This is a genomic window from Umezawaea sp., assembly GCF_057122925.1.
Genome location: NZ_DBNGPQ010000068.1, coordinates 26,817 through 43,955, shown reverse-complemented (window position 1 = coordinate 43,955; position 17,139 = coordinate 26,817). Strand labels below are relative to the sequence as shown.

The window sequence follows — 17,139 nt, the reverse complement described above, 5'->3', positions numbered from 1 at the left end:
GCCGCGCAGCGACGAGAACGTCGAGCCGAGCGAGGCGGTGGTCGTGGTCTTGCCGACACCGCCCTTGAGGCTGAGCATCGCGATCTTGTAGCACCCGCGCAGCGGCTGGTTGATCCGCGTGATCAGCTCGCGGCGCCGGATGTCGGCCGGGCTCTCGCCCAGGTTGAGCAGGCCACCGGTCATCGTGTGCACGGTCTTGCGCCAGCCGGTCTGCGGTGGGCGCTTCTCCTGCCGGATGAGCCGCTGCGACGACATGTCGTGCGCGGTCATCGGCTGCTGCTGGTGCTGGTGGTGATGGCCCTGCTGGTGCGGCAGCGACTGGGGGAAGTTGTTCGGGAACGCGCCCTGGCCCTGGTACTGCTGCTGGGACGGGTCCACGTAGTGCTGGCCGGACGGGCCTCCGCCGACCTGGTAGGGGCCCGAGGGACCGCCGCTGACGGGGTACCTGCCGGACTGGCCGCCCTGGACCGGGTGCTGACCGGACGGGCCGCCGCCGACGCTGTGCTGACCGGAGGGCCCACCGCCGACGCTGTGCTGGCCCGACGGGCCGCCACCGACGCTGTGCTGGCCCGACGGACCGCCACCGACCTGGTGGGCGCCGGACGAGCCGCCACCCACCTGGTACGGGCCCGACGGGCCGCCGCTGACGGTGTGCTGGCCGGACTGGCCACCACCGGCCTGCTGGGCCGCGTCGACCTGGTGTGCGCCCGACTGAGCCGGGTTGGTTTGGTTCATGTGGCCCTCCGCGCCCGTGGGCTGCGGCTGCCATGACACGTTGTGCCGCGGCTCAGGCTCCTCGTAGCGACCAGTCACCGCTGGGGTCCTCCCCTGAGCAAGCGGATCGAGACCTCCCCGACCCCCACCTGGGACGGTAGTCGGCGACAACAGGTTCCACTAACGGGGGTGGGCATCCCACCTGGGGTGATGTCGGAGGTCAGCCGACGCCCGCATAGGAATGCAACCCGCTCGTCACCAAGTTGATGAAGAAGAGGTTGAACACGGTCAGCAGGAAGCCGAGCGTGTTGATCCACGCGGCGTTCGCCCCGCGCCACCCCGCGGTCGCGCGGGCGTGCAGGTAGGCCGCGTAGACGACCCACGACACGAACGCCACGGTCTCCTTGGGGTCCCAGCCCCAGAAGCGGCCCCACGCGGCCTCGGCCCAGATCGCGCCGAACATGATGCCGATCGTGAACAGCGGGAACGCCAGCACGGTGCTGCGGTAGGCGAGCCGGTCGAGCGTGTCGGCCGACGGGAGCCTGCCCGCGAGCTTCGCGAACTTCTCCGGCTTGCGGTCGTTGGTCGCCTTCGCCAGGTACAGCAGGCTCGCGACGCCCGGCACCAGCAGCATGCCGGTGGAGATCGAGATGACCGAGACGTGGATGACGAGCCAGTACGACTGGAGCGCGGGCTGCACGGGCGCGGCGGGCGCGTAGAGGGCCGTGCCGCCGAGGAACATGAGGATCACGACCGGCACGAGCACGAACCCGCCGAGCCTGCGGACCGGGAACGACCGCATCAGCACGACGAACGTGATCACGGCGGCCAGCGTCAGCAGCGCGCCGTACTCGTACATGTTGCCCCAGGGGGCGCGGCCGGTCGCGATCCCGCGCAGCACCAGCGAGGCCGCGTGGAACAGGGCGCCCAGCAGCGTCAGCGCCACGGCCGCGCGGCCGAACCGCTCGGCGCGGGACCGCTCTGGCTTCGTCGGCACGACCAGGCCGGGCTTCCAGGTCCCGCCCGCGCCGCCCGCGACGACGAGGTCGCGCTCCTTCGCCTTCGCCCTGGCCTTGCCGAAGGCGTACTCGTAGACGTAGAGGAACGTGGCGAGGAGGTACACGCCGACCGCGCTGTTGTACAGCCAGTCGCCGTAGGTCGCCATCGTCTCGTTGACCGGCATCAGCTCTCCTTGTCCTGACCGGCAGAGAGGAGGTCTCGGGACAACCCGGTGAACTCCCCGCCGTAGCCTGCCTGGTCGGTGCGCGCGAGACCACCGACCTCGATGAACGTACGCCCGTCGTCCCGAGGGGACACCCGCACCCACACGCGGCGGCGGCGGATCGCGAGCGAGACGCCGAGGCCTGCCACCATCAGCATCGAGAACACGAGCACGTAGACCTGGGCCGGGTCGTGGGACACCTGGAGCGACACCCAGTCGGTGACGCCGTCGAAGCGGATCACCGTGCCGTCGTCGAGCGTGATCTCCTGGCCCACTTCGAGGTTCTGCCGGGCGACCTTGGTCAGCCTGCCATTGTCGACCATGGACCGGTCGATCGAGAAGATCGACTGGCCGCGGCCGGAGTCGGTGCCGAGGTCGCCGCGGAACACGTCGACCGCCACCGCGGGCTTGCGCGCCTCGGGGAAGTCGGAGCTCATCAGCGTGCCGTCGAACACGGCGCTGGGCGCCAGCAGACCGGTGATGGCGAGCTGGTTCTTCCGCCGCTCCTCGGAATCGGTGATCAGCGGCGGGTCGAACTTCGTCGCGCCCTCGGACAGCAGCGTGATCGGGTCGACCGGCTTCCACTGCACCTCGGCGGAGCGGACCTCGCCGTTCGGGAACGTGACGGTGAACTTGGGCGTGTAGCCGTGGCCCAGCAGGTAGAGCCGGTCGCCCGCGGTGCGCAGCGGGTGGTTGACCTCCAGCGGGTACGGCTTCCAGGCGCCGGTGTCGAGGTCCTCGCCGGACTGGTAGTCGATGTTGGCGCGGAAGCTCTCCGCCTGCCCGTTGTCCAGGTAGGTGGCGTGGAAGTCGTTGACCCGCACGCAGAACGGGGTGAGCTGGGTGCCGTCGACCCGCAGGCCGGGGCGGAACGAGTCGAAGTTGAAGACGCCGGAGTTGCAGTACTGCTTGCCGGTCGCCTGGACGATGACCTGGCCCTCGTAGCCGAACATCTTGCCCAGCGCGAACGCCACCAGCAGGCCGAGCAGCGCGAAGTGGAAGACGAGGTTGCCGGTCTCGCGCAGGTAGCCGCGCTCGGCGCTGATCGTGCGGACGCCGTCGGCCTCCTCGCGCTCGACCGTGCGCCAGCCCTTGAGCCGGGTGCGGGCCGCGGCGACGACCTCGTCGACGCCGCGACCGCTGTGCGCTTCGGCGTGGTGCGGCATCCGGGCCAGGTTGCGGGGCGTGAGCACCGGCTTGGCGCGCATCTGGCTGAAGTACTCCCAGAGGCGCGGCAGCAGGCAGCCGACCAGCGACACGAACAGCAGCACGTAGATCGCGGAGAACCAGAAGCTGCCGTACACGGCGTAGAACTGGCCGCGGTCGAGCAGTCGGCCCCACCAGCCGTTCTCGGCGATGAACTCGTCCACCGCGAGGGAGTTCAGCGACCGCTGCGGCAGCAGCGCGCCGGGCATCGCACCCAGCGCGAGCAGGAAGAGCAGCGTCAGCGCCGTGCGCATGGCCGTGAGGCCGCGCCACGTGTTGCGCAGGAAGGCCAGTGCGTTCTTCATCTACAGCGGCAGCTCTAGGTCGTTGACGACGGTGACGCGCAGCCAGCCGACGAAGTCGCCCCACAGGCCCGTGACGAGCGCGAGGCCGACCATGATCAGCAGCACCCCGCCGAAGACCTGCACGCCGCGCACGTGGGTGCGCAGCCAGCCGGTGACGCGGACGGCCCAGCGGGCGCCGATGGCGATCAGCACGAACGGCAGGCCGAGGCCGAGGCAGTAGGCGAGCACGAGGACCGCGCCGCGGGCCGTGGACGAGCCGACCTCCGTGCCGCGGGCGAGCGCGAGCACGCCTGCGAGCGTCGGGCCGAGGCACGGGGTCCAGCCGAGCGCGAAGACGCCGCCGAGCAGCGGGGCGCCGATCAGCCCGGCGCGCGGGCGCTTGTGCAGCCGGACGTCGCGCTGGAGCACGGGGACGAGGCCGATGAAGACCAGACCCATCGCGATGGTGATGACACCGCCGATGCGCTGGAGCAGGTCCTCGTTGAGCCACAGCGCGTCCACGAGGCCGAGCACGGCGAACGACGTCAGCGAGAACACGACCGTGAAACCGAGGACGAACAGCAGCGCGGCGCCGGTGACCCGCCAGCGGCCCGCCTTCGGCGACTCGCCGTCCTGCACGGCCGGGGCCTCGGCGCCGACCAGTCCCGCGAGGTAGGCGAGGTAGCCGGGGACGAGCGGCACCACGCACGGGGACGCGAACGAGATCGCGCCTGCGAGGAGTGCGACACCGGTGGCCAGCAGCAGCGGACCCGAGGTGGCCAGCTCCGTCCAGGGGTTCACGGCTCCAGAGTAGGTAGTGCTCCGAACCGACGCGGAACCGGAACCCGTTAGCGGAGTCCCAGGTCACATCCGTTGACCACTAGTTGGCATTACGAACAGTAATTACAAATGGGAAATAGTTGCGAAATTACTCTTGTGGGTGACAACCGGCGTACTTAACGTTCCTCCATGCGCTCAACTCGGCTGATCTTGCCCGCGCTCACGATGGGCTTCGTGGTGGTCGCCGCTCCGCTGCCCCACGGCGCGGTGCCCGCGGAGGCGGCGCCCGCCCCGGTCACCTCGCAGGTCGTCCGCGAGGTCTTCTCCCCCGACGGCACCATCAGCAAGGTGGTGGCCGCCGACCCCAGGTCGATGAGGACGAAGGCGAACCTGCGGGTCGCCGCGACCGTCGAGACCGTGCAGCAGACCGGTTCGTCGGACGCCCGGTTCGACCTGGTGTTCGTCGGCGACGGGTACACGGCGGACGAGCTGCCCGAGTTCCACGACCACGTGCTGAGCAAGTGGGCCGAGCTGGCGGCGGTCGAGCCGTTCGCCTCGTACCGGCAGTACTTCAACGTGTGGCAGGTCAACGCCGTGTCGATCGACTCGGGCGTGGACGACAACCCCGCGGGCACCGACGAGAAGCGCACCGCGCTGGACATGGGCTTCTGGTGCAAGGGCACGACCCCGAGCACCGAGCGCCTGCTCTGCGTGAACGAGCAGGAGGCGAACAAGTACGCCGCGCTCGCGCCGGGGGCCGACCAGGTCATCGCGCTGGGCAACACCACCAAGTACGGCGGCGCGGGCGGCGGCGTCGCGACCGCGGCGGGCGGCAACGCCCAGGCGGGCCAGATCGTGGTGCACGAGCTGGGCCACTCGATCGGCAACCTGGCCGACGAGTACTACTCCCCCGGCACCTACACCGGCGCCGAACCCGTCGAGATCAACGCCTCCAAGCTGGCCGACGGCTCCAAGTGGGCGCGCTACCTCGGCCAGCCGACGCCCGACGGCGGTGTGGTCGGCGTGTTCGAGGGCGCGAGGTACTACGGCACCGGCCTCTACCGGCCGACCCAGAACTCGATCATGCGCACGCTGGGCCGCCAGTACAGCGTCATCGGCCGCGACGCGATGGTCGAGGCGTTCAAGGCCAAGATCCCTGAGCTGCGGGGCACCCCGTAGCTCCCCCGGCGTGGGCGTCCGGCCGGACGCTCACGCCTCGGCGAGCAGTTCCCGCACCACCGGCGTCAGGTCGGAGGCGAGGACGCCCTCCAGGAAGATCGCGGCGACGCGGTGCTGCTTGTCCAGGACGATGGTCGACGGCACCGCGTTGGGCGGGTAGCCCTTGAACGCGAGCAGCGTGCGCCCCGACTCGTCGTAGATCGACGGGTACGTCAGCTCCCGGACGTTCGCGAAGTCCCGCGCGGGCTCGGGCGAGTGCTCCTTGACGTCGATGCCGAGCACCTGGACGCCGGACGGGCCGGTCTCGTCCTGCACCTTCTGGAGTTCGGACGCCTCCGTGCGGCACGGCGGGCACCACGAGCCCCAGATGTTGACCACGACGACCTTGCCCGCGAAGTCCTCGATCCTGATCGTCTCGCCGTCCCGCAGCAGGCTCGGACCGGACAGGCCCTTCACGACCTTGCGCTCGTCGCCCTCGTAGCGGATCCGCACCTGGCCGTCGGGGGCGACGAACTGGAACTCGCCCCCCGCGACGACCGCGTCCTTCCCCGTCGAGCACCCCGCGAGCACCAGCGCGGAGGCCAGCAGCGCGACCGCCCTCACGCCCCGGTCACCCTCGGGTTCGTCGCGCCGACGGGCTCGGTGTAGGACACGCGGACGAGCTGCTCGCCCTCGAAGACCAGGCTCGTCAGCGACGCCAGCGAGCACTCGCGCTTGCGCGGGTCGTGCCACATGCGCTTGCCCTCCAGGAACCGCCGCAGCGTCCAGATCGGCAGCTGGTGGGACACGCACACCGCCTCGTGCCCTGCGGCCACCGCACGGGCCCGCTGAGCCGCGCCGAGCATGCGGTGCGCGATCTTCAGGTACGGCTCGCCCCACGACGGCGTGAACGGGTCGACCAGCTTCGGCCAGTGCGACGGGCTGCGCAGCGCGCCGTCGCCCACCGACACCCGCAGGCCCTGGAACCTGTTGTCCGCCTCGATCAGCCGCTCGTCGGTCGCCAGCTCCAGCCGGTGCGAGTCCGCGATCGGCGCGGCGGTCTGCTGCGCCCTCGTCAGCGGGGACGCGACGACGTGCACGATGTCGTGGTCCGCGAGGTGCTCGGCGACGGTCAGCGCCTGCCGCTGGCCCGTGTCGGACAGGCGGAAGCCGGGCAGCCGCCCGTAGAGGATCCCGTCCGGGTTGTGCACCTCGCCGTGCCGGAGGAAGTGCACCACGGTACGAGTCACTTCTTGGCCTCCTTGGCAGCGGCCGCCGCGTGGGGCAGCGCGTCGGCGATGATCGAGAACTCGTCGTCGCCCATCGCGGCGTTGACGAACCACGCCTCGAAGGCGCTCGGCGGCGCGTAGACGCCGCGTTCGAGCAGGGCGTGGAAGAACGGGGGGAAGCGCCACGTCTCGGCGGCCTGCGCGCCCGCGTAGTCGACGACCTCGTCGGAGGTGAAGAAGACGCTCACCAGGTTGCCCGCGAACTGCACGCGGTGCGCCACCCCGGCCTCGGTCAGCGCGGAGGTGAACAGCGCGCCGAGGCGGGAGGCGTTGGCGTCCAGCGCGCGGTACACGGCCTCGTCGGCCGCCCGCAGCGTCGCCAGGCCCGCCGCGACGGCGACGGGGTTCCCGGACAGCGTGCCCGCCTGGTAGACGGGGCCCTGCGGGGCCAGCCTCGCCATCACGTCGGCGCGCCCGCCGAACGCGGCGGCGGGCAGCCCGCCGGACATGACCTTGCCGAACGTGTAGAGGTCGCCCGCGACGCCCTCGACGCCGTACCAGCCCGAGCGGGAGACGCGGAAGCCCGTCATGACCTCGTCCACCACCAGCAGCGCGCCGTCGGCGTGGCACAGCTCGCGCAGCGCGGCGTTGAAGCCGGGGAGCGGGGCGACGGCGCCCATGTTGCCCGCGGCGGCCTCGGTGATCACGCAGGCGATCTCGCCGGGGTTCTCCGCGAACGCGGCCCGCACGGCCTCGACGTCGTTGTAGGGCAGGACGATCGTGTCCGCGGCCTGCGCGCCGGTGACACCGGGCGACGTCGGCAGGCCGAGGGTCGCGACACCGGAGCCCGCCTGGGCGAGCAGCGCGTCGACGTGACCGTGGTAGCAGCCCGCGAACTTGACGACCTTGCGGCGCTCGGTGAACCCGCGCGCCAGCCGGATCGCGCTCATCGTGGCCTCGGTGCCGGAGTTGACCAGGCGCACCTGCCCGACCGGCTCGACGCGGTCGATGATCTCCTGGGCGAGGTCGACCTCCCCCTCCGTGGGGGTGCCGAACGAGAGCCCGTGCACGGCGGCCGACCGGACCGCCTCGACCACGGCGGGGTGCGCGTGGCCCAGGATCATCGGGCCCCACGAGGACACCAGGTCGACGTAGCGGTTGCCGTCCGCGTCCCACAGGTGCGGCCCCTCACCCCGGACCATGAACCTCGGGGTGCCGCCGACCGAGTGGAAGGCCCGCACCGGGGAGTTGACCCCGCCGGGCGTGACGGTCGCCGCTCGCGCGAACAGCTCCTGCGACCGGGTGGTGTCCGTTGCCGTGTTCCTCGTCGTCACGGGTTCCAGTCTCACACGAGCTCGTCAGTGGTCTGCGCCACGTCCTCCGGAGGCCTGCGGTCCCGCGTGCGGACCGCGAGGAGGGTCTGCCGGATCGCGTCCAGCACCAGGATCCCGGCGACGGTGGCCAGCGCGATCGAGCCGCCGATCCAGTTGCCGTGGTACCGCGTCGACACGAGCGGCGGACGCCCCTCCACCGGGTAGGAGAACCGCTGGATCCCGCGCTGCCAGCACCAGTGCGCGGCGAACGCCAGGAGCACGACGAGCACCACCTCGACCACGGCGATCAGCGCGCGCTTGGGCTGGTGCAGCTCCGGCGCGGGAGCGGGGGCGGTTGCGGCTGCTGCGGTCACGGCGACGAGTCTGGCACGCGCGGGTGCGGGACGTCGTGAACGCCGCTCAGGCGCGCGTGAGAAGCCGGTGCAGCGCGTCCCGGAGGGCGTCGGGGTCGCGGGCCCAGCCGAGGACCACGGTGCCGTCGGCCAGCCGGATGGGGACGGCGGTGGTGCCCTTGGGGACGTTCCACCCGGTGCCGAGGACGGTCGCGCCCGAGCGGGGCTCGACCCCGTCGACGGCGGCGACGTCGGACATCCGCAGGACCTCGCGGCCCTCGCGCAGGGCGGCCGGGGTGAGGCGGACCGAGTAGAGCCGCTGCCTGCCCTGCACCCACAGCGCGGTGGGTATCAGCAGGCCGAACGCGACCAGCGACCAGAACAGCACGCTGACCGGGCCGGTGAGCAGCTCGACGCCGACGCCGACGACCGCGAACACCGGCCCCCACAGCAGGGGCCACCACGAGGCGCCCTCCTCGGCGTAGAGGACCGGGCCGGTGTCGTCGTCCACTAGCCGAGGTTAGCGGCGAAGTACTGGCGCGTCCCCGGCAGCAGGCTCACCACGACGGCGACCGGCGGCAGCACCAGCCTGGCCAGCGCGACCAGCCAGGCGACCACCTCGGCCGCACCGCTGTACCCGCCCCCGTCGGACAGCGACGCGACGCCGATCACCGCCATCACCTCGACGATCAGCGCCACCCCGCACAGCGCCAGCCGCGCGTGGTAGCTGCCGCGCAGGAACATGATCGCGCCCACCACCCCGGCGATGCCGAGGCACAGCAGGAAGAACAGGCCCATCACGACGCCGAACCCGCCGATGGGCGAGCCCGCGACGAGTTCCCGCAGCAGCGTCCCCAGCGGCCACGACAGCGCGGTCAGCAGCCACAGGACGAACCCGATCGTCACCACGGCGGGCCGCACGTAGGTCTGGCTCGTGTTCTGGTCGACACCCCGCATGGCGCCGGGGAACGGCCGCTGCGGGAAGGGCTGGTGCACCGGCGGCTGCTGCCCCGCGGCCGGGTAGTTCACCGGCTGGTACGGCGAGGAGCCGTACGGGTCTGGTGGTGGTTGGGTCATCGACGGGTCCCCCGCACGTGGTCGTTGGCCGAGGGCAGGAACATCAGCACCACCGCGACGGTCGTGGTGATCAGGAACACGGCGACCCACAGGTAGCCGTACCGGGGGCTCATGTCCTCGACGCCACCGGTGAACGCCGCCAGGGCGATGAGGCCGAACAGCAAGCCCAGCCCGCCGAGGACGGCCAGCAGGACCCGCGCCCACCCCTTGCCCGCACGCAGGTTGATGAAGCCGACCACGTACGGGACGGCCAGGATCGCGAACCCGACGGCGAACACGCCCGAGGTGGCGAGCGCGGCGAACCGGGCGGTCGCCTCGTCCAGCGGTGTGCCGGACGCCGAGTTGTCCTCCATGAGGACCTGGGCGAACTCCTCGTGCTGGAGGGCGAACACGCCGGGAAGGCCGAGGACGACCAGAACGGTCGCCGCGAGCCAGCACCAGAAGGACGCGGTCAGGGTCGCGGGGCGGGTCCGCTCGGCGGTCTCCCACGACGACGACGGCATCGGCCCGACCACCGGCGACACCCACCCCGGCGGCTGCTCCTGCTCCTGCCCCGGGAGCCGCACCTGGTGGTACGGCGACGCGAACGGTTCGTGCTCGGCCATGGAGGTCCCCCCGCTGTTCCCTACTCCTGCTCTCGCAACCAGTGTGCGGCAGCGGGACGCCAGGTGAGCACCAATCCGACGCCGAGCAGCACGACCGAGATCAGGCTGGCCAGGCTCGCGCCCGGCAGCACCACCCACACCAGGTGCACGAACGCGGTCACCGAGAGCCCGAGGCGGGCCCGGCGGACGCCCCGGCGGAGCAGCCACGCGAACAGGCCGTAGGCGGCGGCGAAGACCACGGCGGCGACGGTGAGCGGCCCCAGCGTGCCCCCGACCGTCAACTCGGGCGGCAGCGCCTCGCGCACCTTGTCGCGGTTCAGCCACAGGAAGGCCACGTTGAACAGGCCGAACACCGACAGCGCCAGCCACACCCCCACCGCGGCGCGCACCGCGAGCGGGGGTGCGGTCCCGGTCGTCACGGTGATCGCTGGGCGTTGATGAAGTCGGACGACGGGCGGAGGTTCATCAGCACGAAGCCACCGATGATCAGCAGGCCGGTGATGACGCTCAGGAGGCTCAGGCCGAGCACCTGCACGAAGAAGACCACCGCGCCGAGGATCATCAACCACAGCCGGGCCCAGCTCCTGCCCGCCTTCAGCTTCACCGCGAACAGCACGAACAGGCCCGCGAACACCAGGTCGATGACCACGAACGCGCCGATGAAGAACGAGACGCCGGTCTTCAGCTGCTCGTCGGTGAGGCCGGAGTTCGCCTGGCGCGCCGCGTCGAGGGCCGCGTCGTACGACGTGAACGTGAAGACCGCGGCGACGAGCAGGAGGAAGGCCACCCCGAGCCACAGGAAGTACGCGATCCGCAGCTCCTTGGGCGCCTCGCCGACCGGCGTGCCGCGCCCCAGGTCGGCCGCGCTGAGCGGCGGTGCCGAGAACACGTTCGGCGCGACCTCGCCCTGGTGCGGAGTTGCCTGCTGCTGCTCGGGCGGTGGCGGCGGTGCGGAGGGGAACGGCGCAGGCTGCTCCCGGTCCCCCGGATCCTGTGGAGTCGTCACACACCGAAACGCTAGAACCGACCGGGGTCGCTGTCCACCGCGACAGGCGTCGACGGCGACCCCGGGGTCCGGATCACCTAGCTGGCCTTGAAGTACTGGTTCGACTCGGGCTTGAACATGAACACGATGCCTGCCGCGATGGCCGCGTAGCTGACCAGCGCGAGGACGCCCTGGAGCAGGCCGAGGAAGCCGAGGCCGAAGTACACCCAGATGCTGAAGATGCCCAGGAGCAGGCTCAGACCACCGAGCACGGTCAGCAGGATGCGGGCCCAGTTGGCGCCCTTGCGCATCTGCATCACCACGACGACCCACAGCGCGGCGATGAGCAGCGAGAAGATGATGCTGCCGTAGCCGGGGGACGACTGCTCCAGCGCCGTCTGGAACTCGGGGCCCAGGTCGTTCGTCCCGAGGATGTCCCTCGCCAGCTTCTCAGCGAGGGCCTTGGCGGTGAAGAAGCTGAGGATGCTCGACAGGATGGACGTACCTGCCGCCACCAGCCAGCAGAGGTAGGCGGTGTCGACGGCCTTCGGCTTCACGGCCGCGGCGGTGTCGCTGTGGCCCAGGGGCGGGGGCGGGGGGAAACCGGGCTGGCCCTGCTGGGGGTACCCGCCGGGCTGCTGGCCCTGCGGGTAGCCGCCTTGCTGTGCGTAAGGATCGTTCGGGTTGGTCATGACGCGCACGGTAAGGACCTGCGCATGTGTTTTTCAGGTGAAATCACAATCCGTTAGCTACTGGGGGTGGTGGTCTGCTGACCCACCGGAGCGCTGCGGAAGTGACCTGCGACGGAAGGCTGGAACACCAGGACCAGAACCGCGGCGTCCATCGCCATCGTGACCAAGCTGAAGGCGAGGTTGACGGGGCTGACGGTCTGCTCGAAGGCCGACGCGAGGCCCGACACGACGACCAGGAGCCTCATCAGGCCGATGATGATCCCGCCCGCGCCGAACACGGTGATCAGGATCCGGGCCCAGTTGCGGCCTCGGGCCATCCGGTTGGCGATCGTCGCGTGGATGAGCACCAGCACCCCGCACGCCAGGAGGCTGAACATGACCGCGGCGGACATCGCGCCGTCGAGCTCGCTCTGGCCGAGGTCCGGCTGGGCCTTGCGCAGCTCGTCGAGCAACAGGTCGCTGCTGGTCAGCTCCAGCAGGAACGCGACGGAGCCCAGGACGGCGCTGCCGATCCACAGCCAGCGCGCGAGGTCGACGAGCTTGGGCGGCTGGGGGTGCTCCGCCTTGGCGGGACGGGTCGTCATTCCCGGTCCAGCCAGGCAGCGGCCTCGGTGGCCCAGTAGGTGAGCACGACGTCGGCGCCCGCGCGGCGGATCGAGGTCAGCGTCTCCAGGACCGTGCGCTCGCGCTCGATCCAGCCGTTCGCGGCGGCGGCCTCGACCATCGCGTACTCGCCGGAGATCTGGTACGCCGCGACCGGCACGTCCGCGATCTCCTTCACCGAGCGCACCACGTCCAGGTAGAGCCCGGCGGGCTTCACCATGACCATGTCCGCGCCCTCGGCGAGGTCGAGCGAGACCTCGCGCAGCGCCTCCCGGCCGTTGCCGGGGTCCTGCTGGTAGGTCTTGCGGTCGCCCTTGAGCTGCGAGTCCACTGCCTCGCGGAACGGCCCGTACAGCGCGGACGCGTACTTCACGGAGTAGGCGAGGATGCCGGTGTCGGTGAACCCGGCCTCGTCCAGCGCGGCGCGGATGAAGCCGATCTGGCCGTCCATCATCCCGCTCGGCCCGACCAGGTGGGCGCCCGCCCGCGCCTGGGCGACGGCCATCTCGCCGTACACCTCCAGCGTGGCGTCGTTGTCGACCGAGCCGTCGGGCGCGAGCACGCCGCAGTGGCCGTGGTCGGTGAACTCGTCGAGGCAGCAGTCCGACATGAGCACGGTGCTGTCGCCCAGCTCCGAGCGCAGGTCGGCCAGGGCCGCGTTGAGGATGCCGTTCGGGTCGGTCGAGCCGGAGCCGACCGCGTCCCGCTCGGCGGGCACGCCGAAGACCATCAGCCCGCCGACGCCGGCCTGCACGGCCTCCACGGCGGCCTTGACGAGCGATTCACGGGTGTGCTGGAACACGCCCGGCATGCTGGAGATCGCGACCGGCTGGGTCGCGCCCTCCTTGACGAACATCGGCAGCACGAGCTGCCTCGGCCGGACGGTGGTCTCGCTGACCAGCCGCCGCATCGCGGCCGTGGTCCGCAGGCGGCGGGGACGGTGTGCTGGGAACACTGGCGTGCACTCCCTGGAGTGGGGTTCGGAAACCAACGAGGCCATGCCCAGGACGGTGGTCCCGAGCATGGCCTCAGCGGTACATCGGTCTGGCTCAGGAACGGCGCAGGCGCTTGGTCTTGCGCGGCGGCGGCAACGCGCCCTCGGCGCGCAGGCGCGCGGCGTGCTGGGCCAGCGCGTCGACGAGCGCCGGGACGTTCGCCTCCTCCGGCTGCACGTCGACCCGGAGGCCGAACTCGCGAGCCGTCTCGGCGGTCTGCGGGCCGATGCAGGCCACCAGGGTCCGCGCGTGCGGCTTGCCCGCGATGCCGACCAGGTTCCGGACCGTGGACGACGAGGTGAAGCACACCGCGTCGAACCCGCCGGACTTGATCATCTCGCGGGTGTCGGCGGGCGGCGGGGCCGCCCGGACCGTGCGGTACGCGGTGACGTCGTCGATCTCCCAGCCGCGGTCGCGCAGACCGGCGGCGAGGGTCTCGGTGGCGATGTCGGCGCGCGGCAGCAGCACCCGGTCGACCGGGTCCAGGATGTCGTCGTAGGGCGGGAAGTCGTTCAGCAGGCCTTCGCTGGACTGCTCACCGGACGGCACCAGTTCGGGGATGATCCCGAACGAGCGGACCTTCGCGGCCGTGCTCTCGCCGACGCAGGCGATCTTCACGCCGGAGAACGCGCGGGCGTCCAGGCCGAACTCGCGGAACTTCTCCCACACCGCGCGGACGGCGTTGGTCGAGGTGAAGACGACCCACTGGTAGCGGCCGTCGACCAGGCCCTTGACGGACCGCTCCATCTGCGCGGGGCTGCGGGGCGGCTCGACCGAGATGGTCGGGACCTCCACCGGGATGGCGCCGTGCGAGTGCAGCCGGTCGCTCATCGCGCCCGCCTGCTCCTTGGTGCGGGGCACCAGCACGCGCCAGCCGTACAGCGCGCGCGACTCCCACCAGGAGAGCCGGGCGCGACCCGCGACGGCCGCGCCGACCGTGACGACGAGCGGACCGGAGAGGTCACCCGCGTCCGAGGCCAGCGAGGCGAGCGTGGTGTCGATGGTGCGTTGGCCGAAGCCGGTGCCGTCGACGGTCACCGCGACCGGGGTCTGCGGTGCGACGCCGTGTTCCACCAGCGACGAGGCGGCCTCGGCGAGGTGGCTGCCGCTGGCGTGCAGCACGAGCGTGCCGGGCGCGGCCGCGAGGCCCGCCCAGTCGACCGTGCCGCGGACGTCGACCTCGGTGTGCACGGCGCCGAGCGCGACACCCGCGTAGGCGGGCACCGCGGTGCCCGCGGGAACGCCGGGCACCACGTCGAACGCGATGCTGGTGCGGGAGACGGCCTGCGCCTCCTTCACCACGGAGTCGAGCGTGAGCGGGTCGCCCGCGACGAGCCGGACGACGGTGTGGCCGTTCTTCGCCTCGGCGACCAGGTCCTTGGCCACGTCCGCGGGCTCGCCCACGGCGGGCCTGACCTCGACGCCCTCTGGTACCAGCGCGACGATGTCGCTTGGCACGTCGGGGTCCGCGACCACGAGTTCAGCCCTCGCGAGCAGGTCGTGGGCCCGGACGGTGAGCAGCCCGGTGTCGCCGGGGCCGGAGCCCACGAATGCGACTCGGCCGGGGGTCTTGCGTGCGCGGGTCATCAGGGCACTCCCCATCTACGCCTCCGGGCCGCTGAGCACCGCGGCCCCGAGGTCGAGCAACTCGGCGGCCAGCGCGCGGCCGAGTTCCTCTGCTGCGGTCAAGTCACCGGTGGCGGACGCTCGGAGCATGTCGTTCTCCGAAGTCGCCGCGACCCCGCGCAAGGACAGGCGGAGGACGACGCGCGTCGACCCGTCCGCTGCGTCTTCCACGAGGTCTTCCACCACATCGGCCAGTGCGCCGACCGGCGCGCTGCAACCAGCTTCGAGCGCGGCCAACATGGCGCGCTCCGCGGTTACCGCGGCCCTACTGGACGAGTCGTCCAAAGTGGACTGAAGAAGGTGCTCGGTGTCGACGTCGTCGACCCGGCATTCCACTGCTAGAGCGCCCTGGGCGGGCGCGGGGAGCATCTGGATCGGCTCCAAGGTCTCGGTGATCTCGGCGGAGCGGCCGAGGCGCGCGATCCCCGCACGGGCCAGCACGACGGCGTCGAGCTCTCCGTCGGCGACCTTGCGGATGCGGGTGTCGACGTTGCCGCGCAGCGGGACGATGGTGAGTCCCAGGCCGAGCGCTTCGAGCTGGGCGGCCCGCCGCGGCGAGCCGGTGCCGACGGTCGACCCGACGGGCAGCTCCCCGAGGGTGAGGCCGTCACGGGCGACGAGCGCGTCCCGCGGGTCTTCGCGGGGCGGCACGGCGGCGAGCGCCAGACGGGGGTCCGGAGCGGTGGGCAGGTCCTTGTACGAGTGCACGGCGACGTCGATCTCGCCCGCGGCCAGCGCGTCGCGCAGCGCGGAGGTGAAGACACCGACGCCGATCTCCGCGATGGGCGCGGAGGAGCGGTCGCCCGGCGTGGAGACCACGACGATCTCGACCCTGGCGCCCGCCTTTTCGAGAACTTCGGCGACGTGGCCCGTCTGCGCGAGTGCCAGAGCACTCCCGCGGGTGCCGATCCTGAGGATGCGGTTCACCGCTTCTCACCCTTGTCGTGCTGCGTTGTGTGTGGCTGGCTGACGGCGTTGGGGACCTGCGGGTCGAGCCCGAACAGTTCGCGCAGGGCTTCGGCGTACCCGGCTCCGCCGGGGGCCGAGGCCAGCTCCTTCACCCGCACGGTGGGGGTGTGCAGGAGCTTGTCCACGACTCGACGGACGGTCTTGGCGAGTTCGCCTCGCACGGCGGCGTCCAGCTCGGGCAGGCGGGTGTCCAGGCGCAGCAGTTCGGCGTCGACCACCTCGGCGGCGCGCTTGCGCAGCGCCGTGACGGTCGGGGTCACCGCGGCGGAGCGCTGGCCCGCGAGGTAGCCGCGGACCTCGTCGCCGATGATCTCGGTGGCGCGCGCGGCGTCCTGCCCGGTGGGAGCGTCGGTCAGCCTGCGCTGGAGGGTCTCCAGGTCGACCACGGTCACGCCCGCCAGGTCGGCGGCGGCGGGGTCGACGTCCTTGGGCAGGCCGAGGTCGCAGACGACGAGGGGGCGGCCGGGGTCGCGGTCGAGCAGGGCCGCGGCCAGCAGCTCGACGCCGACGACGGTGTCCATCGAGCCGGTGCAGGCGAACACCACGTCCGCGTCGGCCAGCTCGGAGCGCAGCTCCACGAGGTCGACGGAGCTGGCGGGCACGCCCTCGGCGATCAGCGACTGGGCCAGCCGGGCGCCGTTGGCGGCCGTGCGGTTGGCGATGACGACCTCGCCGATGCCCGCGCGGCGCAGGTGGGCGGTGGCGAGACCGCCCATCGAGCCCGCGCCGACGACCAGGGCGCGGCGGCCCGCGAGGCCGCCCAGCTCGGTCTCGGCGTCGGAGAGGGCCTCGGAGACGACGGAGGCGCCCGCGTGGTCGATGCCGGTCTCGGTGTGCACGCGCTTGCCGACGCGCAGCGCGTTCTGCGCCAGCTCGTGCAGCGCGCGGCCGACCGTGCCCTCGGTGTCGGCCCTCGTGTAGGACGAGCGCAGCTGGCCGAGGATCTGGGCCTCGCCGACGACCATGGAGTCCAGGCCGCCCGCGACGCGGAAGACGTGCTCGACCGCGGCGGCGGCGTAGTGCACGTAGAGGTGCTCGAACAGCTCGACGGGCTCGGCACCGGCCTGGGCGGCCAGCACGTTCACCACGTCGTTCATCCCGCCGTGGAACGTCTCGACGACGGCGTAGACCTCGACCCGGTTGCAGGTCGAGAGCAGCATCGCCTCGGAGACGCTCGGGCTGCGCAGCAGCTCGGCGAGGACTTTGCCCTGGTCCGGCTCGGAAACGGTGACCCGTTCGAGCACGGGGACGGGGGCGGTGCGGTGCGAGAGACCGACGACGAGCACACTCATGCCGTCACCACGTCTCCGCGAGCCGTTCGGCTCACG

The 17,139-nt window shown here is 71.8% G+C and carries 20 protein-coding genes; 1 reads left to right on the top strand and 19 read right to left on the bottom strand.

Annotated elements, in window-relative coordinates; genetic code table 11:
• From AC156L_RS15565 to AC156L_RS15550, 4 genes are all read right to left on the bottom strand, one after another.
• A partial coding sequence (locus tag AC156L_RS15565) for a ParA family protein (protein ID WP_484406957.1) occupies nucleotides 1–735 on the bottom strand: 735 nt, incomplete at its 3' end.
• A gap of 199 nt (nucleotides 736–934) precedes the next feature.
• Nucleotides 935–1,897: a c-type cytochrome biogenesis protein CcsB gene (ccsB, locus tag AC156L_RS15560; protein ID WP_330881216.1), complete on the bottom strand. Its 963-nt coding sequence runs from the start codon at nucleotides 1,895–1,897 to the stop codon at nucleotides 935–937.
• Entirely contained in the window at nucleotides 1,897–3,447 is a 1,551-nt protein-coding gene (gene resB / locus AC156L_RS15555) for a cytochrome c biogenesis protein ResB (RefSeq protein WP_330881218.1), read from the bottom strand. The genes ccsB and resB overlap by 1 nt, the downstream gene beginning before the upstream one ends.
• Nucleotides 3,448–4,227, bottom strand: a complete 780-nt coding sequence (locus AC156L_RS15550) for a cytochrome c biogenesis CcdA family protein (RefSeq protein ID WP_330881220.1) — start codon at nucleotides 4,225–4,227, stop codon at nucleotides 3,448–3,450.
• Between the two features lie 168 nt (nucleotides 4,228–4,395).
• Between AC156L_RS15550 and AC156L_RS15545 the strand changes: the two genes are divergently transcribed.
• Nucleotides 4,396–5,385, top strand: coding sequence for a M64 family metallopeptidase (locus tag AC156L_RS15545; protein ID WP_330881222.1), 990 nt, complete (start codon nucleotides 4,396–4,398; stop codon nucleotides 5,383–5,385).
• A 30-nt stretch (nucleotides 5,386–5,415) separates the two neighbouring features.
• On the opposite strand, the gene AC156L_RS15540 is transcribed toward AC156L_RS15545, so the two are convergent.
• From AC156L_RS15540 to AC156L_RS15470, 15 genes are all read right to left on the bottom strand, one after another.
• On the bottom strand, nucleotides 5,416–5,988 hold the full coding sequence (locus AC156L_RS15540; protein ID WP_330881224.1) for a TlpA disulfide reductase family protein: 573 nt from the start codon (nucleotides 5,986–5,988) through the stop codon (nucleotides 5,416–5,418).
• Nucleotides 5,985–6,614: a histidine phosphatase family protein gene (locus tag AC156L_RS15535; protein WP_330881226.1), complete on the bottom strand. Its 630-nt coding sequence runs from the start codon at nucleotides 6,612–6,614 to the stop codon at nucleotides 5,985–5,987. The genes AC156L_RS15540 and AC156L_RS15535 overlap by 4 nt, the downstream gene beginning before the upstream one ends.
• Nucleotides 6,611–7,927 (bottom strand): glutamate-1-semialdehyde 2,1-aminomutase, encoded by a 1,317-nt coding sequence (gene hemL, locus AC156L_RS15530; RefSeq protein ID WP_330881228.1) that lies wholly within the window; start codon nucleotides 7,925–7,927, stop codon nucleotides 6,611–6,613. Before hemL ends, AC156L_RS15535 begins: the two co-directional genes overlap by 4 nt.
• 11 nt (nucleotides 7,928–7,938) lie before the next feature.
• Entirely contained in the window at nucleotides 7,939–8,280 is a 342-nt protein-coding gene (locus tag AC156L_RS15525) for a hypothetical protein (RefSeq protein ID WP_330881230.1), read from the bottom strand.
• A gap of 46 nt (nucleotides 8,281–8,326) precedes the next feature.
• Nucleotides 8,327–8,770, bottom strand: a complete 444-nt coding sequence (locus AC156L_RS15520) for a hypothetical protein (protein ID WP_330881232.1) — start codon at nucleotides 8,768–8,770, stop codon at nucleotides 8,327–8,329.
• The gene (locus tag AC156L_RS15515; RefSeq protein WP_330881234.1) at nucleotides 8,770–9,336 is read right to left on the bottom strand and encodes a hypothetical protein; all 567 of its coding nucleotides are present in this window, start codon (nucleotides 9,334–9,336) and stop codon (nucleotides 8,770–8,772) included. The genes AC156L_RS15520 and AC156L_RS15515 overlap by 1 nt, the downstream gene beginning before the upstream one ends.
• Nucleotides 9,333–9,941 carry a hypothetical protein gene (locus tag AC156L_RS15510; RefSeq protein ID WP_330881236.1) on the bottom strand — a complete coding sequence of 203 codons (609 nt, stop codon included), beginning with the start codon at nucleotides 9,939–9,941 and terminating at the stop codon, nucleotides 9,333–9,335. Before AC156L_RS15510 ends, AC156L_RS15515 begins: the two co-directional genes overlap by 4 nt.
• Before the next feature lie 20 nt (nucleotides 9,942–9,961).
• Nucleotides 9,962–10,360, bottom strand: coding sequence for a hypothetical protein (locus tag AC156L_RS15505; RefSeq protein WP_330881238.1), 399 nt, complete (start codon nucleotides 10,358–10,360; stop codon nucleotides 9,962–9,964).
• On the bottom strand, nucleotides 10,357–10,947 hold the full coding sequence (locus AC156L_RS15500) for a hypothetical protein (protein ID WP_330881240.1): 591 nt from the start codon (nucleotides 10,945–10,947) through the stop codon (nucleotides 10,357–10,359). Before AC156L_RS15500 ends, AC156L_RS15505 begins: the two co-directional genes overlap by 4 nt.
• 77 nt (nucleotides 10,948–11,024) lie before the next feature.
• A complete protein-coding gene (locus AC156L_RS15495; protein ID WP_330881242.1) occupies nucleotides 11,025–11,618 on the bottom strand; it encodes a hypothetical protein in 594 nt (197 codons plus the stop codon).
• A gap of 53 nt (nucleotides 11,619–11,671) precedes the next feature.
• The gene (locus AC156L_RS15490; RefSeq protein WP_330881244.1) at nucleotides 11,672–12,202 is read right to left on the bottom strand and encodes a hypothetical protein; all 531 of its coding nucleotides are present in this window, start codon (nucleotides 12,200–12,202) and stop codon (nucleotides 11,672–11,674) included.
• The gene (gene hemB / locus AC156L_RS15485) at nucleotides 12,199–13,176 is read right to left on the bottom strand and encodes a porphobilinogen synthase (RefSeq protein ID WP_330881246.1); all 978 of its coding nucleotides are present in this window, start codon (nucleotides 13,174–13,176) and stop codon (nucleotides 12,199–12,201) included. Before hemB ends, AC156L_RS15490 begins: the two co-directional genes overlap by 4 nt.
• A gap of 94 nt (nucleotides 13,177–13,270) precedes the next feature.
• Nucleotides 13,271–14,803, bottom strand: a complete 1,533-nt coding sequence (locus AC156L_RS15480) for a bifunctional uroporphyrinogen-III C-methyltransferase/uroporphyrinogen-III synthase (RefSeq protein ID WP_106187000.1) — start codon at nucleotides 14,801–14,803, stop codon at nucleotides 13,271–13,273.
• Between the two features lie 15 nt (nucleotides 14,804–14,818).
• Entirely contained in the window at nucleotides 14,819–15,769 is a 951-nt protein-coding gene (gene hemC / locus AC156L_RS15475) for a hydroxymethylbilane synthase (RefSeq protein ID WP_330881249.1), read from the bottom strand.
• On the bottom strand, nucleotides 15,766–17,103 hold the full coding sequence (locus AC156L_RS15470) for a glutamyl-tRNA reductase (RefSeq protein WP_330881251.1): 1,338 nt from the start codon (nucleotides 17,101–17,103) through the stop codon (nucleotides 15,766–15,768). Before AC156L_RS15470 ends, hemC begins: the two co-directional genes overlap by 4 nt.
• Between the last annotated feature and the right edge of the window lie 36 nt (nucleotides 17,104–17,139).